Origin of the sequence: Nannocystis bainbridge, from assembly GCF_028368995.1 — a bacterium.
Lineage (GTDB): Bacteria > Myxococcota_A > Polyangia > Nannocystales > Nannocystaceae > Nannocystis > Nannocystis bainbridge.
The window spans coordinates 3,831,349-3,850,295 of record NZ_JAQNDL010000001.1 but is presented as its reverse complement, the minus strand read 5'-3'; the positions used below and the strand labels follow the sequence as shown (position 1 = coordinate 3,850,295).

The 18,947-nt window shown below is 73.4% G+C and carries 12 protein-coding genes; 9 read left to right on the top strand and 3 right to left on the bottom strand.

The features are described from left to right. Positions 1-249: 249 nt before the first annotated feature. Positions 250-1,758, bottom strand: a complete 1,509-nt coding sequence (locus POL25_RS15010; protein WP_272086693.1) for a pentapeptide repeat-containing protein — start codon at positions 1,756-1,758, stop codon at positions 250-252. Positions 1,759-1,820: 62 nt separating this feature from the next. Here POL25_RS15010 and POL25_RS15005 point away from each other — a divergent pair, with 62 nt between their 5' ends. From POL25_RS15005 to POL25_RS14995, 3 genes are all read left to right on the top strand, one after another. Then, positions 1,821-3,863 carry a methylmalonyl-CoA mutase family protein gene (locus tag POL25_RS15005; RefSeq protein WP_272086692.1) on the top strand — a complete coding sequence of 681 codons (2,043 nt, stop codon included), beginning with the start codon at positions 1,821-1,823 and terminating at the stop codon, positions 3,861-3,863. Between the two features lie 56 nt (positions 3,864-3,919). After that, entirely contained in the window at positions 3,920-6,025 is a 2,106-nt protein-coding gene (gene scpA, locus POL25_RS15000) for a methylmalonyl-CoA mutase (RefSeq protein ID WP_272087257.1), read from the top strand. Between the two features lie 252 nt (positions 6,026-6,277). Further along, a complete protein-coding gene (locus POL25_RS14995) occupies positions 6,278-8,158 on the top strand; it encodes an Hsp70 family protein (RefSeq protein WP_272086691.1) in 1,881 nt (626 codons plus the stop codon). A gap of 200 nt (positions 8,159-8,358) precedes the next feature. Here POL25_RS14995 and POL25_RS14990 read toward each other — a convergent pair whose 3' ends face one another. After that, complete coding sequence (locus tag POL25_RS14990) at positions 8,359-9,006, bottom strand: M12 family metallo-peptidase (protein ID WP_272086690.1); 648 nt, start codon at positions 9,004-9,006, stop codon at positions 8,359-8,361. 351 nt (positions 9,007-9,357) lie between these two features. On the opposite strand from POL25_RS14990, the gene POL25_RS14985 reads away from it, so the two are divergent. Further along, complete coding sequence (locus tag POL25_RS14985) at positions 9,358-10,152, top strand: hypothetical protein (protein WP_272086689.1); 795 nt, start codon at positions 9,358-9,360, stop codon at positions 10,150-10,152. Positions 10,153-10,454: 302 nt separating this feature from the next. Here POL25_RS14985 and POL25_RS14980 read toward each other — a convergent pair whose 3' ends face one another. Beyond that, on the bottom strand, positions 10,455-12,920 hold the full coding sequence (locus POL25_RS14980; RefSeq protein ID WP_272086688.1) for a glycosyltransferase family protein: 2,466 nt from the start codon (positions 12,918-12,920) through the stop codon (positions 10,455-10,457). 56 nt (positions 12,921-12,976) lie between these two features. Here POL25_RS14980 and POL25_RS14975 point away from each other — a divergent pair, with 56 nt between their 5' ends. The 5 genes from POL25_RS14975 to POL25_RS14955 all read left to right on the top strand — a co-directional run bounded on the left by POL25_RS14975 (position 12,977) and on the right by POL25_RS14955 (position 18,936). After that, positions 12,977-13,942 (top strand): threonine ammonia-lyase, encoded by a 966-nt coding sequence (locus tag POL25_RS14975; RefSeq protein ID WP_272087256.1) that lies wholly within the window; start codon positions 12,977-12,979, stop codon positions 13,940-13,942. A 24-nt stretch (positions 13,943-13,966) separates the two neighbouring features. Further along, entirely contained in the window at positions 13,967-15,244 is a 1,278-nt protein-coding gene (locus POL25_RS14970; protein ID WP_272086687.1) for a hypothetical protein, read from the top strand. A gap of 228 nt (positions 15,245-15,472) precedes the next feature. Then, the gene (locus tag POL25_RS14965) at positions 15,473-17,188 is read left to right on the top strand and encodes a vWA domain-containing protein (protein WP_272086686.1); all 1,716 of its coding nucleotides are present in this window, start codon (positions 15,473-15,475) and stop codon (positions 17,186-17,188) included. Positions 17,189-17,203: 15 nt separating this feature from the next. Continuing rightward, the gene (orn, locus tag POL25_RS14960; protein WP_272086685.1) at positions 17,204-17,740 is read left to right on the top strand and encodes an oligoribonuclease; all 537 of its coding nucleotides are present in this window, start codon (positions 17,204-17,206) and stop codon (positions 17,738-17,740) included. A gap of 5 nt (positions 17,741-17,745) precedes the next feature. Further along, positions 17,746-18,936, top strand: coding sequence for an MFS transporter (locus POL25_RS14955; protein ID WP_272086684.1), 1,191 nt, complete (start codon positions 17,746-17,748; stop codon positions 18,934-18,936). Positions 18,937-18,947: the final 11 nt, after the last annotated feature.

Below are 18,947 nucleotides of genomic sequence, written 5' to 3'. Positions count from 1 at the left end.
GCGCGGACGAGCGAGGGCGCGAGGGAGCGCGCGAGGGCGAAGCGAGCGAGCGGGAGCTCCGCGCGAGAGCGAAGCGAGGGAGCGCGCCGCTGGGATCTCCGTCTGCTCGAGGTGGGAGACGCAGCCACGCGCAGCCGCGAGACGAGCGCGGGATGGACGCCGCGAAACGTTTGCGGGCTCCGGGTGATGGATGCTGCTGAGCGCCGGGTCGAAGGGACATGTGCGAACAGACATGCCCATTACGCCATGTCACCCTGGTGCGCTCGGGGCGGCGGCCTTGGCCTCGGCGACGATCGCTCGCGCCTCGTCGATCGTCGGGGCGGCGCGCATGCGGGTCATGGCTTCGCGGTTCTTGGCGTTCTGGGCCGGGCTGACGCCGAGCTTGGCGGCGTAGTCGTCGCTGTAGACGGCCAGCCACCACGAGCCGGCGGCGCGGGTCTTGGGGACCAGTGGGGTGCGGTCGAGGGCGCTGAGGTCGGCAAGCGCCAGGTCGGCGTCGGTGAGGTCGGTGGTGGCGAGGTCGCACTGCGTGAAGTCGACGCCGTGCAGGATGGCGCTGCCGAGCTGGGCCTTGGTGAGCACAGTCTTGCGCAGGCTGGCGCGGGTGAGGTCGGCGCGCACGAGGTTGGCGTCGGTGAGCACGGCGTCGACGAGGATGGCGTCGACCAGCTTGGCGTCGGTGAGGTTGGCGCCGGACAGGTCGGTGCGCGCGAGCTGGGAGATCGACAGGTCGGCGAGGGCCAGGTTGGCGGCCGGGAACTTGGCGTCGTAGAGCGCGGCCTGGCGGATGCTGACGCCCGGGAGCTGGAGCTGCGGCAGCTCGGTGCTGTGCAGGTCGACGTGGTTGAGGAAGGCGCGAGACAGGTCGATCTCGCTGACATCGACGTTGACGGCCGAGAGGTAGCGCAGGACCTGCTCCTGCTCGGGGCTCTTGATGTCCTCGGTGACGGCGTTGTCGACCGGGTCGACGCCCTTGTACGGCTGCAGCTGCGAGACGGTGGCGGTGATGAGGAGACGTGTCCCTTGGGTCAGCTCCTTGCGCTCGCCGCCGCCCTTGCCGGGGTCGCTGGCGATCGCGGCGAACACCTCGCGGGCGGTGGTCTGGCGCCGGTCGGCGATGCTGAGGGCGATCTCGACGGCCTGGCGCTTCTCCTCGAACGCGAGCTGCTTGATCGTGAGGTCGGTCTGGACCCGGATGAGCTCGTTCTGCTCGGTCATGCGCTCGACCTGCATGAACGAGGTGAGGAACACGGCGAAGCTGATCGCGCTGCCGAGGACCGCGAACAGGGCCGACAGCGCGGCCATGCGGAAGAAGGCGGCGAAGCCGAGGCCGGCGACCTCCTCGACGGCGGGGCGCAGGCGACGGAGGCGCTCCCAGACGCTCGGGAGGTGGCTCATGTCGCGCTGCAGGACCACGACGGCGAGCTCGTCGCCGAGGCCGGGCAGCTCGCTGCCGGCCTGGCGCAGCATGTCGAGCCCGTGCCGCTGCAAGCGCTTGCGGCGCGCCTCGAACATGTAGTGGCCGACGACGGCGCCGAACACCAGCGCGGCCAGCACGAGCATCAGGCCGCTGGCGATGTACCAGGCGGCGTCGAGCTTGAGCGCGACGCCGCCGAGCAGCGCCAGCACGACGCCCACCGCCATGCCCTTGATCATCGATGGTTCGGTGAACCACAGGACCAGGCGGACGATGGGGTTGCGCGACGGGCGGAACGGGGGCGGCGACGAGGGCGAGGTCACGGGCAGCGGCTGGTTCATCGCGGGCTCGGGGCGAGGCGCACTATAGCCTGGTCGCTGGGGCGCGGCGTATCATCTGGCGCGTGGCGGACGACGACGCGACGCGCGACAGCCTCTGCGGATTCCCACCGGTCACCATCGACGCCTGGCGCGAGCTGGCGACGCGCGAGCTGGGGGGCGCATCCACCCAAAAGCTCGTGACGCGCACCGCGGAGGGGCTCGAGCTGACGCCGCTGGTGACGGCCGAGGACGCGGGCGCCGCGGTGCCGCGCGCGCCGCTGCTGGCCCGCGGCAGGCGCGGGTGGGCGATCGCCCAGGAGTACCGGCAAGCCGCGGCGAAGATCGCGGGCGCGGCGGCGGCGGAAGATCTGTCTCATGGGACAGAGGCGGCGTGGTTCGTGCTCGACGAGGCGATCGCGGCGGGGCTGACGGGCGGCGCGCATGACGGGCACGGGCGAGGCACCGGGGTGGTGGTCGCGGGCGCGGCCGACGTCGCGGCGCTGGTGGCGGGGATCGATCTGGCGCAGGCCGAGGTGGTGATCGACGCAGGGGCGCGGGCGCTGCCGGTCGCGGCGGCGCTGGTGGCCGAGGCCCAGCGGCGCGGAGTCGCGCCCGGGCAGCTGCGTGGGGCGGTCGCCGGCGACCCGCTGGCGCTGCTGCTGGCGACGGGGGAGCTCGGCTGGCCGATCGAGCATGTCTATGAGGACATGGCCGAACTGACAGGCTGGGCGCGGGCCCACGCGCCGGGGCTGCGCACGGCGCTGGTCGACGCGACGCCGTGGCACGAGGCCGGGGCGAGCGCGGCCGACGAGGTCGCGGGGGCGCTGGCGGCCGCGCTGGAGCACCTGCGCGGGCTGCAGGCCGCGGGCGTGACAGTCGACGCGGCCGCAGGGGCGCTGGTGTTCGTGCTGGCGGTCGGGCGCGACCTGGCGCTCGAGCTGGCCAAGCTGCGGGCGGCGCGGAGCCTGTGGGCCCGGGTGGCGGCCGCCTGTGGGGTCGGTCCCGAAGGCCAGGTGATGCGGCTGCACGCGCGGGCGTCGCGGCGCGAGCTGAGCAACCTCGACCCGTGGGTGAACCTGATCCGCGCGACGACGGAGGGGGTGACGGCGGCGCTGGCCGGGGCCGACTCGATCGCGCTGCCGAGCCTCGACGAGGGGCTCGGCGAGCCGTCGACGCTGGGCCGCCGGCTGGCTCGCAACACGCAGCTGCTGCTGCGCGACGAGTCGCACCTGGGGGCGGTGACCGATCCGGCCGGCGGCAGCCACACGATTGAGCGCGCGACCGATGCGCTGGCGCGGGCGGCCTGGACCCGGCTGCAGGCGATCGAGCGCGAGGGCGGGCTGCTGGCTTCGCTGCGCGCGGGCGCGGCGCAGGGGCGGGTGGCCGCGCAGGCGCAGGCGCAAGCGCAGGCGGCGGCGACGCTGCGGCTGCCGATCGTCGGCGCGAGCCGCTATGCGACGCGGCCGATGGGGCCGCCGCTGGGGGCGAAGGTGCCGGCCGCGAGTGATTCTTCGGGCGCGACGGCGGGCGGGGCGGCTGTCCGAGAGGTCCTGTCGCAAGCGACATGGTCCGAAGGACATGCTTTTAAGAGCATGTCCGAAGTGCAAGCTGCGTTCACGGGCGCGCGCGGGCTCGGCGGGTTCCGGCGGCCGGGGCCGGGGCCGCGGGCGACGCCGCTGGCGCGCGGGCGGCTGGCGGGGCCGTTCGAGGCGCTGCGGGCCCGCGGGGCGGCGCTCGGCGAGCCGAGGGTCGCTCTGGTGCCGCTCGGCACGGCGAGTGAGGTGCGGCCGCGGGTCGAGTACGCGCGGGCGTACTTCCCGGTCGGCGGCTTCGAGGTGGTCGAGGTCGAGGCGACGGAGGAGCTGCAGGTGGCGGCGGCGCGGTTCGCCAACAGCGGGGCCCGGGTCGCGGTGATCTGCGGGACCGACGCTCGCTACGCGGCGGCGGTGCCCGAGCTGGTGCCGGGGCTGCGGGCCGCGGGCGCGCACGTGATCGTGCTGGCCGGCCGGCCCAAGGATTCATGGGAGGCGCTCGCGGCCGCGGGCGTCGATGTCTTCATCGCCGCGGGGGCCGACGCCCTGGCGGCGCTCGGCGCGGTGCAAGAGCGCCTGGAGGTGCTCGCGTGACGACGACACGGCCGTTCCCCGACCTCGCGCAGCTCGCCTACGACGATCTGCCTCAAGTGTCTCTTCCGACAGGTCCCGAAGGACAGGCGTGGGCGACGCCGGAGGGCATCGCGGTGCCGCCGGTGTACGGGCCCGAGGCGCTGCAGGCGATCGAGCCGGCCTGCCTGCGCACGCTGCCGGGCCTGCCGCCGTTCACGCGCGGGCCGTACGCGACGATGTACACCCAGCGGCCGTGGACGATCCGCCAGTACGCCGGGTTCTCGACCGCGGAGGAGAGCAACGCGTTCTATCGGCGCAACCTGGCGGCCGGGCAGAAGGGCCTGTCGATCGCGTTCGACCTGGCGACCCACCGCGGCTACGACTCCGACCACCCGCGCGTGCTCGGCGACGTCGGCATGGCGGGGGTGGCGATCGACTCGATCCTCGACATGCGGGTGCTGTTCGCCGGCATCCCGCTCGACCAGATGTCGGTGTCGATGACGATGAACGGGGCGGTGCTGCCGATCCTCGCGCTCTACGTGGTCGCGGCCGAGGAGCAAGGAGTGCGCCCGGAGCAGCTCAGCGGGACCATCCAGAACGACATTTTAAAAGAGTTCATGGTCCGCAACACGTACATCTATCCGCCCGAGCCGTCGATGCGGATCGTGGCGGATATCTTCGCCTACACGGCGAAGCACATGCCGCGCTTCAACAGCATCAGCATCTCCGGCTATCACATGCAGGAGGCGGGGGCGACGGCGGACCTCGAGCTGGCGTACACGCTGGCCGACGGGCTCGAGTACGTGCGCACGGGGGTCCGCGCGGGGCTCGATGTCGACGCGTTCGCGCCGCGGCTGTCGTTCTTCTTCGGCATCGGCATGAACCTGGCGATGGAGGTGGCCAAGCTGCGGGCGGCGCGGCTGCTGTGGGCCAAGATCGTGCGCGGCTTCGGGGCCAAGAGCGACAAGAGCCTGGCCCTGCGCACGCACTGCCAGACTTCGGGGTGGAGCCTGGCGGCCCAGGACCCCTACAACAACGTGGCGCGCACGTGCGTCGAGGCGCTGGCGGCGGTGCTCGGCGGGACGCAGTCGCTGCACACCAACAGCTTCGACGAGGCGCTGGCGCTGCCGACCGACTTCTCGGCGCGGATCGCCCGCAACACCCAGATCTTCCTGCAAGAAGAGGCGGGGGTGTGCCGCACGATCGACGCGCTCGGCGGCAGTTACTACATCGAGTCGCTGACGCACGAGCTGGCGCGCAGCGCATGGTCGCTGATCGAGGAGGTCGAGTCGCTCGGCGGAATGGCGCAGGCGATCGTGCAGGGCCTGCCGAAGCTGCGCATCGAGGAGGCGGCGGCGCGGACGCAGGGGCGCATCGACAGCGGGTCGCAGGCGGTGATCGGGGTCAACCGTCAGCGACTCGAGCAAGAGGAGCCGCTCGAGGTGCTGGTGGTCGACAACTCGGCGGTGCGCGCGGCCCAGCTGGCGCGGCTCGAGGAGCTGAAGCGCGGGCGCGACGAGGCGGCGACGCAGGCGGCGCTCGCGGCTCTGGGCCGCAGCGCGAGCGACGGCCAGGGCAACCTGCTGGCGCTGGCGATCGACGCGGTGCGGGCCAAGGCGACGGTCGGCGAGGTGAGCGCGGCGCTCGAGCAGGTGTGGGGCCGCCATCAGGCGGTGACGCGGACGATCCGCGGGGTCTATAGTGCGGCGGTGGACGACGACCGCAGCGTCGCGCGCGTGCAGGCGAGGGCCGCGGCGTTCGCCGCGGCGGAGGGCCGCCGGCCGCGCCTGCTGGTGGCGAAGATGGGCCAGGACGGCCATGACCGCGGGGCCAAGGTGATCGCCACGGCGTTCGCCGACATGGGCTTCGATGTCGACATCGGCCCGCTGTTCCAGACGCCGGCCGAGACGGCGATGCAGGCGGTCGAGAACGACGTGCACGTGGTCGGGGTGTCGTCGCTGGCGGCCGGCCACCTGACGCTGGTGCCGGAGCTGCGCGCGGCGCTGGAGCAGCTCGGCCGCGACGACATGATGGTGGTGGTCGGCGGGGTGATTCCGCCGCGCGACGTGGCCACGCTCGAGGCGATGGGCGTGGCCGCGGTGTTCGGCCCGGGCACGGTGCTGACGACCGCGGCAGAGTCGATCATCGACGCGCTGGCGCAACGCCTCGGTCACGCGGACTGAGGCCAGCGCGGCTCGATCCGCGCGAGGTCATCGGCCGCCTCGTCCCGCCGACGAGGCAGCGCTCGCGTCGCGTGATGTGGGTCGCGGGCCGCGAGTCGCCGTCGCTCGGTCGCAGGTGATGGACCGCGGAGCGAGCGCCGCTCGCTCCGCGGCGGACCTCGTCCTCCGAGGTCGCGACTTCTGGACATGTCCCTTGGGACATGTCGTGCGGGTGTTGACAGCGCTGGCGGGGGTTGCAAGAGTGCGCCGCGCATGAGCACGGCGATCGGGATCGATCTGGGGACGACGCGCTGCACGGTGGGGATCTTCGAGCACGGTCGGGCCTCGGCGCTGCTGCAGGGCAAGGGCGTGATGGTGCTGCCGGCGGCGGTGGCGATCGACGGCGAGGGCGCGGTGGTGGTCGGCGACCGGGCGCGGCGGATGGCGCTGCTGCGGCCCGACGGCAGCCAGCTCTACGTGCTCCGGCTGCTCGGGCGCCGGTTCGAGGCGGTGACGCCGGGGGTGTGGCAGCCGCAGACGCTGGTGCGGGCCGAGCACGGCGAGGCGTCGGTCAAGCTGGGCGAGCACGCGATCTTGCCGCAGGCGCTGGTGGCCGCGCAGGTCGCCGAGGTGCGGGCGATCGCCGAGGAGCAGCTCGGCGAGCCGGTGCTGCACGCGGTCGTGACGGTGCCGGTCCACTTCGGCGACGCGCAGCGGCGGGCGCTGCTGCACGCGTGCCGGCTCGGCGGGCTCGAGGTGCGGCGGCTGGTGCACGCGACGACGGCGGCGGCGCTGCTGTACCAGGCCGAAAGGACAGGCGTCGAGGACGAGGTGATCGTGCTCGTCGACGTCGGCGCGGGCGGGGCCAGCTGCGCGGTGGTGGAGATCAAGGAGCGCGAGGTCTCGGTGCTGGCTCAGCGCGGGCTGGCGCTCGGCGGCGAGGACATCGACGGGCGGCTGGTCGAGTGGCTGCTGAGCGAGCGCGGCGAGGAGGGCGGCGACGCGGAGCTGGTGCGCTCGCGGGTCCGCGACGCGGCGGAGAAGGCCAAGATCGCGCTGTCGGAGCGCAAGGACGTCGAGGTCCACCTGCCGTTCCTCAGCGCCGACGAGGCGGGCCCGAAGCACCTGGCGGCCAAGCTGACGCAGGCGCGGCTCGAGAAGCTGGCCGGCGACGTGGTCCAGCGGATCGCCGGGCTGGTGGGCCGCGTGTTCGAGGAGTCAGGGGTGGCGGAGGGGCGCGTCGGCGAGGTCATGCTGCTCGGCGGGACCAGCCGGGTGCCGGCGCTGCACGAGAAGATCGAGGCCATCTTTAAAAAGATCCCGTCGAGCAAGCTCGATACGATCGACACGGTCGCGCGCGGGGCGGCGATCCTCGCCGGGCTGATGGCGTCGCGGCACCCGGAGGTGCGGGTGCACGAGGCGCTGGTGCAGCCGCTGGTCGTGCGGCTGTCGGGCGGCGAGGTGCAGACGCTGCTGACGGCGCGCGCGGCGGTGCCGGCCGAGACGGCGGTGACCCTGAATACGCCGGGCGACGGGCGAGCCTCGGCCGAGGCGCGGCTGTTCCAGGGCGACCGCGGGGCCGAGGAGGATGACCTGCTCGCCAGCTTCGTGGTGACCGGTCGGCCGGAGGTCGAGGTCAAGCTGCGGATCGACGACAATCAGGTGCTCGAGCTGTCGGTGCGCGAGCTGCTGCGCGGCAAGGAGGCGCGGCTGCATGTGCGCGAGCGCGGCGGGCTGGCGGAGGAGCAGCTGAGCGCGATGGTCGAGGCGGCGCGCGAGCGCGAGGCGGCGGGCCGGCTCGAGCGCGAGGCGCACGAGCGACGGGCGCGGCTCGAGGGGATGGTCCAGCGCTGCGAGCGGATCGTCGCCGAGCAGGAGAAGCTGGCGCCCGAGGTGCGCGCGACGGTGGAGGGCGGCCTGCGCGACGCGCGGGCGGTGCTGGCCGGCGGCGACCCGGAGCTGGTGCGCGCGGGCATCGAGGGGCTGGCGGCGCTGCTGCAGCCGCTCGGCGGCGAGTGGGCGGCCATCGCCGCGCCGCCGCCCCCGCGCGCGCGCCTGCAGCCGGTCGTGGCGCCGCCGCCGAAGCGGATCACGGCCGACGCCGCGGCCGCGCTCGAAGAAGTGGGCGAGGTCGTCGAAGACGACGACGAGTAGGGTGTCTCTCGGGATATGTGCGAAGGAGCATGTTCATAGGAACATGCTCTGAGGGGAATGTCCTCAAGGACATGACCGGCAGGATGTGCTCGACGGTGCCGTGGCGTTGAAGCGAGGCTACGAGCGCGAGGGCTCGCTGCGTCCGTGGCGTGCCGGGGCTTTCCGCTGCGGCGCGGAGCCGCGGGCGCTCGGCTCGGGGCTCAGCGCTGGCGGGCGGCGAAGGCCAGGGCGCCGCTGCGCATGCGCCGGCCCTGGTCGAGCGTGAAGATCTGGCGCGGGCCCTGGCGGCAGGAGCACATCAGGTTCTGCGTCGAGGTGTCGTGCTCGAGGCCGAACAGGTGGCCGAGCTCGTGGACGAAGGTGGTGGCGGGGGCGTCGTTGCTGACGATGAGGTACTCGCGGTTGCGCATCTTGCCGAGCAGGCCGCGGTAGCGCCAGTGGAGGCCGCGGACGCTGCGGTCGGCGCGGAGCGTGCCGCCGAGCTCGAGGTTGCCGACGAGGAACACGTGCACGGTGCCGTCGGGCGGGGCGAAGCTGGAGAGGCGCCGACGGTCGCGGCGGTGGCGGATCTCGGCGAAGCCCTCGGGCAGGAGCTCGACGCGGGCGACGTAGACCTCGATGCCGGAGGCGCGCAGGGCCTCGTTGGCGCGGCCGACGGCGCGGTTGAGGCGGCGCAGGTCGAACACGACCTTGTCGGCCCCGGTGGCGACGTGGATCGTCAGCGGCAGGCGCACGAGCCGGGCGCCGGCGCGCAGCTCGGGCTGCGACTCGCCGCGGATGTCGGGCACGACGTGCCGGTCGGCGGCGCGGGCCGGGGTGAACCACATCGCGGCGACGAACAGACTCACCAGCGCTGGGAGGCGCGGACCGACGAGCCGACGAAGACGCGAGGCCAGTATCACCCGAGGATCGACATTACTCGAAACGCAGAAGAAAAAAACTGCGCGGTGCGCACCGAGGGGTGCGAAGCACAGCGCGCGGGTGATCGCGAGCATGTGCAGCCGACGGGACGCGGGGCTCGACGCGACGCCGCCCGCGGAGACCGACTGTGACCGATCGAGACCGATCGAGGACGACCGATGCTGAGCCGACGCTGACCGGGACACGGGCGTCATACCTGCCTTGCAGACCCGCAAGCCCGCGAGGCGTCGCGCACGCGCCTGCAGAGCCGCGCGGCTGCTGCTATCTTGGCGGGGAACATGCTGCAGTTCGGAGAGCGGGCCGCGAAGGCCCCGGAGTTCATCCCCGACCTCGAGACTCGCACGTGGCTGGCGCAGAGCCTCGCCGACGTGGTCGCCCACCTGGGGCCACCGGCGCGCAAGCAGCAGTGGGTGTCCGAGTCACCGCTGAAGAAGGCCGCCCCGCCGCGCGACCTCGACGCGCTGTTCGAGCTGGTCTGCGCCGCGCAGGAGCACATCGGCCAGGGCGACGTCGACATCACGCTGGCGCCGCCGGGGGCCGGCAACGCGGCAGTACCGCCGGGCTTCAAGGTGCTCGGCGATCCGTCGGGGCACCTGCTTCACACGTTCGTGCGCGGGTCCGAACTCGCGCTGGTGGTGATGCCGCAGGTGTTCAAGGCGCCGTCGCTGCTGCTCGGCAACCTGGCCCGCGAGCTGGGGCGGATCGGCTTGTGGATACAACCGACGCAGTCCCCCGCGGTGGCGCAGATCGACGGCGAGGCCGCGGCCGAGCTGGCGGCGATCTCCCTCGGGCTCGGCGTGTGGGTGGCCAACGGCGCGTACATGTTCGAGAACGCCTGCTGCGGCGGCGGCTGCGGGATCGACCTGCGGAACATGCGGGCCGGCCTGTCGCTGCCGGAGGCCAGCTACGCGCTGGCCCTCGACGCCCACCGCAAGGGCCTGTCCCGCCGCGCGGCGGCGAAGCAGCTCGAGCCGACGCAGGAGACGGCCTTCAAAAAGTGCTTCGAGGCGTGCGCGAGCGACGTGGTGGCAGCCCTGCCCCCGGCGCGCGAGCGGCCGGCGCTGCGAGCCTGATGGCCGCGAGGACATGTCCGTGAGGTCATGTCCTTTGGGGCATGTCCGCGATGTCATGTCCTTTGGGGCATAGAGCCGTGCGCTTGCGGGCGGACGCGAGTTCGCGGGCGATGCCGCGGGTGCACGCGGTCTCGCTCGACCGAAGAGAGTGGTGGCCTGCTCGCGCACTGGACGGCGCGTTCGGATGCGAGGGCTCGTGAAGGGGCAGGCCCTGGGGACAGGGACCTTGAGCTCGTAGGCGCCGCGTTCCCGCGGGGGACGCGACTATTGCGGACGAGGTCGCCTGACCCACGGGACAGGTCCTAGGGGACGGGGACCTTGAGCAGGGTGTAGTGGGCGTTGTCGTAGGCGACCTCGCTGCGGGAGCGCAGGTCGGCGGGCAGGGAGCTCTTGGCGCGGGCGCCGTGGCCTCCGGTGGTGATGATCCAGACGTTGCGGCCGTGGCCGCGGTTGGCGTCGATCAGCTCGGCCAGGGCCTCGCGGTCGGCCTCTTTTTTCACCCACACGGCGCCCTTCGTAAAGAAGGTCTCGCCGCGGTAGTAGAACCACCAGCTGGCCAGCGGGTCGTCGGGGCCGCGGTGGTCGTAGTAGTGGCGGAGCGCCGAGCGCTGCGACCAGTGCTCCGACACCGCGGGCAGGTAGCTGTTGAGCGTGTAGTGCAGGGTGATGAAGCCGGCCAGCAGCATGGCGACGAGCGCGGCCCGCTGGCGCCGCGCGGCCCACAGCGCCAGGCCGAGGGCGAACGGCAGGGCGCAGGCGACCAGGCCCGTGGTCTCGGGCGCGCCGTTGCGCCACATGTGGTCGTAGAGGTAGGTGGTGAGGTGGGTGATCCACGCCGGCTCGACGATGGCGTCGCGCAGGACCAGCGCGAGCAGGGCGGCGCCGAGGCCCGCGGCGGCCCAGGCGAGCTTGCGGTCCCGCGCGGCCGGGGCCGGCTCGCTCAGCCACAGGCCCAGCAGCAGGGCCAGCGGCGGCAGGGTCGGCAGCAGGTAGTGGTAGTACTTGGTGACGCTGGTGGTCAGCAGCGCCAGGGTGGCGAAGAACCACAGCAGGGCGAAGCGCCACAGCTCGCCCGTGGCCTCGCGCGGGGCGGGAGACATGTCCGTGGCGACATGTCCTTCGGGACCTGGTGATTGCGACAGGTCCTCGGGGACATGCCCCGAAGGACCGTCACCGCGCAGCCGGCGGGCGGCGGCCCACAGCGCGGCGGGCAGGGCGGCCGACCACGGCAGGGCGGCGATGCCGAGGGTGCGCAGGTAGTAGGCGAAGCCGCCGACGGCCTGGTCCTGCTCGCCGCTGCCGAAGCGGGCCAGGTTGTTGACGATGATCAGCTCGTTGAGCCACGGGTCGCCGCGGTAGATCCACATCGCGTGGTGCCACGGCAGCGAGGCCAGCGCGAACAGCAGGAGGCCCGTCAGCGGGCCGCAGCGCCACAGGTTGGCGAGGGTGAGGCGGCCGCCGACGATCAGGTGCAGCAGCACCAGCAGGCCGACCAGGCCCGGGCCGATCATGCCCTTGCCGATCAGCGAGATGCCGGCGGCGAGGTAGAGCACGCCCATCCACACCTGGGCCCGCGTGCGCCAGCGGAGGGTCCGCAGCAGCACCAGCAGGGCCACGGCGGCGTAGCCGAGCATGACGAGGTGGATCTTCACCAGGGTGGCGAAGTTGGGGACGCCGGGCTTCTTCACGAAGCGCGACACGCGGGCGACGGTGTGGTCGCTGCTGACGTGGAGGTCGAGGGCGACGATCGGGGCGACCACCGCGAGCAGGAAGAGCAGGAGGAAGCCGAGGTAGGCCCGGTCCCACGGCAGCTGCAGGCGGCCGATCGCGGGCAGGCGCGCGCGCCAGCCGGTGGCCGCAGGCGTCGAGTTGGCGGAGTCGGCGCGCGGGAGATCGGTCCCGGCGCGGCGCGAGAGATCGGTCGCGTGGGCCGGCGAAGCTGACGATGCGGACAGGTCCGGGGTCGCGGGCGCGAGCGCGGGATCGCCTGGCTTCGGGGACATGTCGCCGGCTGCGGTCAGAGCGGCGCCTGTACGAGCGGACAGGTCCGCGGGCGCGGTAATGTCTGTCTTTTTGGACATGTCGGAAGAGACATGACCATTGGGACCGACGCCGGAGTTCACGAATCGGAGGCGACGCGGGAGCAGATCGACGAGGGCGCGGCGGCCCAGCGCACGGTCGGGGCGCAGCCAGGCGAGGGCCCAGGCGGCCATGGCGAGCGTCACCGGGGCGACGAAGAACATGTCGGTCAGCGCCTGGCGGCTGACGATCGCCCACTGCGGCATGGTGACGAGGGCGAGGGCGGTGTAGAAGCCGGCGCGCACCGCCTGGCCGGGTTCGGCGGGGCGGGCGGCGGCGAGCAAGCGGGCGCAGGCCCAGCCGAGGAAGGCGGCGCAGCCCAGGCCGGTGATCATGCTCGGCAGGCGGATCGCCAGCTCGGGCCAGGGGGCGCGCACCATCTCGTCAGGGGCGGCGCCGAGGCCGATGCCGAGCAGCTTCATGCTGACGGCCATCAGCCAGAACGGCAGGGCAGGCTTGGACCAGAAGGTGTTCTCGGCGTTGCCGTCGGGGCCGACTCCGGGCTTCCACCACAGGTCGAGCGGGTCGTTCCGGACGAGGATCTGCCGCGCGACCTCGCCGTAATGGGTCTCCCACGGGTCCCACGGGCCGCAGGCGGCCATCGACCAGGCGCTGAGCGCGACGACGGCGAGGGCGGCGAGTGCGAACAGCGCCCAGGTCGGCGGGCGAAAGACGGGTCCGAAGGCCACGAGCGGGAGAGTCGTACCAAAGCCGCGGCCGCGGGTGTAGCCTGGCGTGCGTGACGATGTCCGTCGATGACGTGCGCGCCGCGGCCGAGCGCCTCGCCGGGAAGGTCGTGAGGACACCGGTGCTCCGCTCGCCGGCCCTCGACGCGCTGGCCGGGGCCGAGCTGTGGCTCAAGGCCGAGTGCCTGCAGCGGGTCGGGGCGTTCAAGGCGCGCGGGGCGTTGCACGCGGTCGGGCGCCTGAGCCCGGCGGCCCGCGACCGCGGCGTGATCACCTACAGCTCCGGCAACCACGCGCAGGCGGTGGCCCTGGCAGCGCGCGAGTTCGGGGTGCCGGCGACGATCGCCATGCCGACCGACGCGCCGGCGGTCAAGGTCGCGGGCGTGCGCGCGCTCGGGGCCGAGATCGTGTTCGCCGGGACGACTTCGGAGGAGCGGCGCGCGGCGGCGCTCGCGGTCCAGGCGCGGACCGGCGGGGCGATCGTCGAGCCGTTCGACGACCCCGACGTCATCGCCGGCCAGGGCACGGCGACCCTCGAGCTGGTCGAGGAGGTCGCGGCCCACGGGTCGAAGCTCGACGCGATCGTGGCGCCGGTCGGCGGCGGGGGCCTGATCGCCGGGGCCTGCCTGGTCGCCGAGGCGGCCGACATCGCGGTCTACGGCGCCGAGCCCGGGACCTGCAACGCGCTGGCCCGGAGCCTGGCCGCCGGCGAGCGCGTGGGCGTGCCGCCGGGGCCGACCCTGGCCGACGGGCTGAAGCCGGTCCGCGTCGGCGCGCACAACTTCGAGATCGCCCGCCGGGTGGTCCGCGGCAGCTTCGAGGTCGACGACGAGGCGCTCGGGCGAGCGCTGGTGGCGGTGCTGCTGCACGCCAAGGTGCTGGTCGAGCCGTCGGGCGCGGCCGCGGTGGCGGCGACGCTGTCGGGGGCGCTGCGCGGGCGTCGGGTCGGGATCTTGCTGTCGGGCGGCAACGTCGAGCCCGATCGGGTCGCGGCGCTGCTGACCCGCCACGCGGGATCGGTGTGAACTTCGGGACAGGTCATGAAGGACATGGCTCGAAGGACAATGCTTAATCGGACATGTCTGTTGGGACATGTCCTGGTGTACGGGCTGGCCTGCGGGCGCCCGGCCGAGCAGGCGCGGCCGAGCGCGACGGCGCCCGAGCAGCCGGCGCCGAGCCCGACGAAGGAGGCGCCGCCGCCCGAGCCGACGCCCGCGGAGCTGGCGGCCGAGGAGGCGCGCCGGGCCGAGGCCGCCGCCCACCGGGTGGTGTTCGCCGACCGGATCTCCTTCGGGTACGTGCTGCTGCTACCCGGACCGCCCGGGCCGGCCCCGACGCGCGAGGAGCTGCAGGCGATCGTGCGCCGGATGTTCGCCGAGAGCGTGGGCGACCCGGAGGTCGAGCTGCTGCTCGACCTGGTGGCGACGCCGCCGCGCGCGGACCTGAGCGCGCTGCACGGGCCGGGGCAGGCTGCCCCGCAGGCCAGGGCCGACGAGCCGCCGCTCGACCCCGAGGCGGCGGCCCGGGTGTGGGCCACGTCCGACCTGCTGGGCCTCGAGATCGACGCGCTGCCGGCCGCGGCGGTCGAGCCCAAGCTGCTGGCCGACCCCGAGCTGACGCGGGCGCTCGAGCCCGAGGAGCGGGCCAGCCTGCCCGAGCGCACCCAGCTGGTGATGGTGCGCGCGCTCTACCGCAACCAGAACGCGGTCCGCGGGCTGCGCCTGCTGCAGGCGCTGGTGCGGGCGGTGGCGGCCGACACCGGCGCGCTGGTGCACGACCCCGACACGCTCGAGACCTTCGGGCCGGCGGCGTTCGCTGCGCGCCGGCTGCAGGCCAGCCTCGGCAACGTCGCCGACCAGGTGGCGGTGGTCCCGTTCGTCGACCCGCGCCAGCCCGAAGCGGTGCGCCTCACGACCCGCGGGATGCGGCGCTTCGGCAGCGTCGACCTCGAGCTCGACGGGCTGGTGCGCGACCTGCCGGCGCTGCAGCAGGCGACATACTTCCTGCACGGGCTCGGCCTGGTGATGGTGCGGCTGGGGGAATTCGACCGCTCGGGCTTCGCCGTCGAAGCCCCGGAGGTCATCGGGCTGCACTATCGCGACTGCGTCGACGCTTACGGCGGTCAGGTAGCGTTGCCGCGGTGCAGCGGGTGTCCGGAGGAGGTGGAGATCCACCTCGTGGAGCGCCCGGCCGAAGCGCATGACTCCCCCGGCCACGTGGTGGCGCGGGTCGTGGCGCCGCAGGCCATCAGCGGCCGCTCCGACTACGATCACATCGCATGGATCCGCGCCGCCCTCGACCGGGTGCTCGGGCCGCCCGCGACTTGACGCCGGTCTGCGCTCGCCGGGGAGGGCCCGGTCGCCGCCGCCGGTTGGCGCGCCGCGGCGAGGCCCGATATACTGATGTCGGGCCGAGTTCGGCCTCTTGCGTCCCGACTTTGCGCTCCGGGCCCCGTGCGGGCTTCGGGCGGGCCTCCAGGCCGCGGGCTTCGGCCCGACCCACTGAATTACTCCTTGTCTGAGGTCGCCATGTCCTCTCTTCGCGGGTCCCCCCCCGTGTGTCCGTCAACCCCTGCTGCCGCCAGCCCCGCGGACGCAGTTCGCCCCGAAAACGAGCCGCGCGCGCGGCCCCGGTGGTCCCACCCCGGCGCGCTGCTGGGGCCGTGGAGCCTGGCGCTGACGGTGCTGGCGGCCGGGTGCTCGTCGGCGGCCAACGTCGGCGGCGCTCAGGACGGCGACACCGACACCGACGGCTTCGGTGGCTTCGCCTCCGGGCTGTCGGCCTCGCAGGGCGAATCGAGCGGCGAGGGCACGACGGCGGCGTCCGACGGGGCGGTCACCACCGGCAACGACGAGACCGGCGGCGCTTCGACCTCGGGCACCAGCGAGCTGCCAGCGCCGCCCTCGGACGAGCCGGCTCCGATCGACGAGAAGGACCCGCAGAACGTCCCCGAAGACGTGGTGTGCGCGGGTGACCAGACCACGGGGTGGCGGCTGGCGGCGCGCGACCCCGACGCGATGTCGTCGCCGGCCCACGCGCGCGAGGCGATGCTCGGGCAGTGGCCGTCGCTGACGAGCGTGTCGATCCGCCCGTGGGAATTCCTCAACTACTACACGTTCGCCTATCCGGCGGCGTCGCCGGGGCAGCTGCTCGCGGGGGCGCAGCTGCGCGCGAGCCAGGATGACCTCGGCGACCTCTACGAGCTGCAGGTGGCGATCCGCGGCCCCGAGCTGGCCGAGGCCGACCGCCCGCCGGTCCACCTGACGCTGGCGCTCGACAACTCGGGCTCGATGGAGGGCAAGGCGCTGGAGCTGCTGAAGCAGTCCGGCCACGTGCTGGCCGGCAAGCTGCGCGCGGGCGACACGGTGGCGGTGGTCAGCTGGAACGAGGCCGACGCGCCGCTCTTGCCGGTGAAGATGGTGTCCGGCCCGCACGACAAGGAGCTGCTGGCGGCGATCGACGGGTTCACCGTCGGCGGCTCGGCCGAGCTGACGCAGGCGCTGACCGCCGGCTACGCGCAGGCCGACAAGGCGTATGTCCCGAAGGACATCAACCGCCTGATCCTCGTCAGCGACGGCGGCGCGACCGCGACCCAGGACGACCTCGAGCAGATGGCCAAGCGGGCCGGCGACGTCGCCAACAAGACCGGCGTGCACGCGATCGGCGTCGGCGTCGGCGACCCGGGCCTCTACCGCAGCGGCCTCATCGACGCGATCGGGGTGGCCGGCGCGGGCCCTTCGATCTACGTCGGCAGCGGCGGCGCGGCCGAGACCCAGCTCGGCCAGCGCTTCCTCAGCCTGGTCGGGTTGACGGCCTCGGCGGTCGATGTCCGCGTGACGCTGCCGCCGGGCCTCGAGCTGGTGGCCGACGTGCCGGACGAGGCGCAGGTGCTCGGCCAGGACCACGTGACCGCGGCGCCGACCGACAACTCGGTGATCCACCGCCGCCTGCGGCCGTGCGTCGACGAGCTCGACCCGCAAGGGGTGGTGCAGGTCGAGATCCTCTGGGTCGACGCGCTCACGGGCGAGGCCAAGCAGACCAGCGCCGAGTGGAAGCTGACCCAGCTGTTGTCCGGCGAGACGGGCTGGCTGGAGAAGGGCGAGGCGGTGCTGGCCTACGCGGCGGCGCTGCGCACGATCCAGTACGACGCCGGCGACGTCGGCGCGATCGACCGCGCGTGGGAGCGACTCGAGGCGGCGAAGAAGGCGCTGCCCGGCGATCCGGAGCTGACGGAGATCGGTCAGGTGCTCGCGGCGCTGCAAGAGCCGTAGTAGGATCGCGCGGCCATGGACGCCGCGCCGCCGCTCGTGTGGATCGACCTCGAGATGTCGGGCCTCGACCCCGACCACTGCCAGATCCTCGAGATCGCGGCGATCATCACCGACGGCGACCTCAACGTCGTCGCCGAGGGCCCCGACCTGGTGGTCCACCAGCCCGACGCGGTGCTCGACGCGATGGACGAGTGGTGCACGCGCCAGCACGGCAACAGCGGGCTGACGGCGGCGGTCAAGGCGTCGCCGGTGTCGCTGGCCGAGGCCGAGGCGCAGGTGCTCGAGCTGGTCCGCCGCCACTGCCCGGCCGGCAAGTCGCCGCTGTGCGGCAACTCGATCGGCCACGACCGCCGGTTCCTGATCCGCTACATGCCGGCGCTCACCGGCCACCTCAGCTACCGCAACATCGACGTGTCGTCGATCAAGGAGCTGGTCCGCCGCTGGTACCCGACCGTCAGCGCGCCGACCAAGCGCGAGACCCACCGCGCGCTCGACGACATCCGCGAGTCGATCGCCGAGCTCCGGTTCTACCGCGAGCACGTGTTCCGCTGAGCCGCATGCGCACGGCGGGCTTCAAGCTCCACTACTTCCTGCTGTATGCGGTGGTCGGGGCGTACCTGCCCTATGTGCCAGTATTCTTGGGACATGACCTGAAGTTACCGGACAGCCAGATCGGCTGGATCACCGGGGCTTACGGGCTCGCCGTCCTGGTCGCGCCGCCGGCAGTGGCGGCCCTCGCCGACCGCAAGGTCCCGGGGCGCACGCTGGTGGCCGTCGGTTACGCGCTGTCGTGCGCGGTGCTGCTGGCGTTCGCGTGGGCCGAGGAGTTCGCGGCGGCGCTGCTGCTGTCGGCGGCGTTCGGGCTGGCCTATACGCCAATGACGCCGCTGCTCGACGCGCTGGCGTTCACCGAGATGGCGCGCGCGCGCACTTCGGGCGCGACACCGCCGAACTACGGGGCGCTGCGGGTGTGGGGCAGCCTCGGCTTCATGGCGCCGGCGTTCGTGCTGTTCGCGTTGATGCACTCGGGCCTCGCGGGCGGGCGCGCGGCGATGCTGACGGGCGCGGCCGCGGCGGCGCTGGCGGTGCTGTGCGCGCCGCTGCTGCCGCGGGTGGTGCCGGAGCCACGCAGCGCGACGGCGGTGCCGACGGCGGCGGCGTGGGCCGAGCTGCGCCGGCCGCCGACGTTCGCGCTGGTCGGGCCGCTGGTGCTGCTGTTCGCGTCGATCAGCGTGTTCTATGCGTTCTACCCGCGGCTGGTGGTCGAGGTGGGGATCGATCCGTCGTGGGTGGGTCTGGTGTCGAACCTCGGGGTGCTGTTCGAGCTGCCGTGGATCTTTTTGGCGCCGGCGATCCTGCGCCGCACGAGCGTGCGCTCGTTGATGCTGTTCGGGGCGGGGTGCATGACGGTGAGGATGGCGCTGCTGGCGGTGGAGGCGACGCCGACGACGGTGCTGGCGACGCAGGTGCTGCACGGGCCGGTGGTGATGAGCCTGTATCTGCTGCCGCCGATGGTGCTCGACCACAAGGCGACGCCGGACTTCCGCAACTCGGTGCAGGGGCTGTACGCGGCGCTGTGCTACGGGGCGGCGCGGTTCGTCGGCTCGGGCGCGGCCGGCCACGCGGCAGAGTTCGGGCTGCAGTGGGCCTTCGCGCTCGCGGCCGCGTTCGCGCTCGCGGCCGCGCTGTGGCTGGCGGTCGGCTGGCGCGATCCGGCGGTCGAGACGGCGCTGCGCGGCTCGCGGTAAGCTGGCGGCCG

Bases quoted from the DNA above. Each gene is read 5' to 3' on its own strand.
- POL25_RS15010 (WP_272086693.1), bottom strand. From the start codon at position 1,758: ATGAACCAGCCGCTGCCCGTGACCTCGCCCTCGTCGCCGCCCCCGTTC.
- POL25_RS14995 (WP_272086691.1), top strand. From the start codon at position 6,278: ATGAGCACGGCGATCGGGATCGATCTGGGGACGACGCGCTGCACGGTG.
- POL25_RS14985 (WP_272086689.1), top strand. From the start codon at position 9,358: ATGCTGCAGTTCGGAGAGCGGGCCGCGAAGGCCCCGGAGTTCATCCCC.
- POL25_RS14975 (WP_272087256.1), top strand. From the start codon at position 12,977: ATGTCCGTCGATGACGTGCGCGCCGCGGCCGAGCGCCTCGCCGGGAAG.
- POL25_RS14970 (WP_272086687.1), top strand. From the start codon at position 13,967: ATGGCTCGAAGGACAATGCTTAATCGGACATGTCTGTTGGGACATGTC.
- orn (WP_272086685.1), top strand. From the start codon at position 17,204: ATGGACGCCGCGCCGCCGCTCGTGTGGATCGACCTCGAGATGTCGGGC.
- POL25_RS14955 (WP_272086684.1), top strand. From the start codon at position 17,746: ATGCGCACGGCGGGCTTCAAGCTCCACTACTTCCTGCTGTATGCGGTG.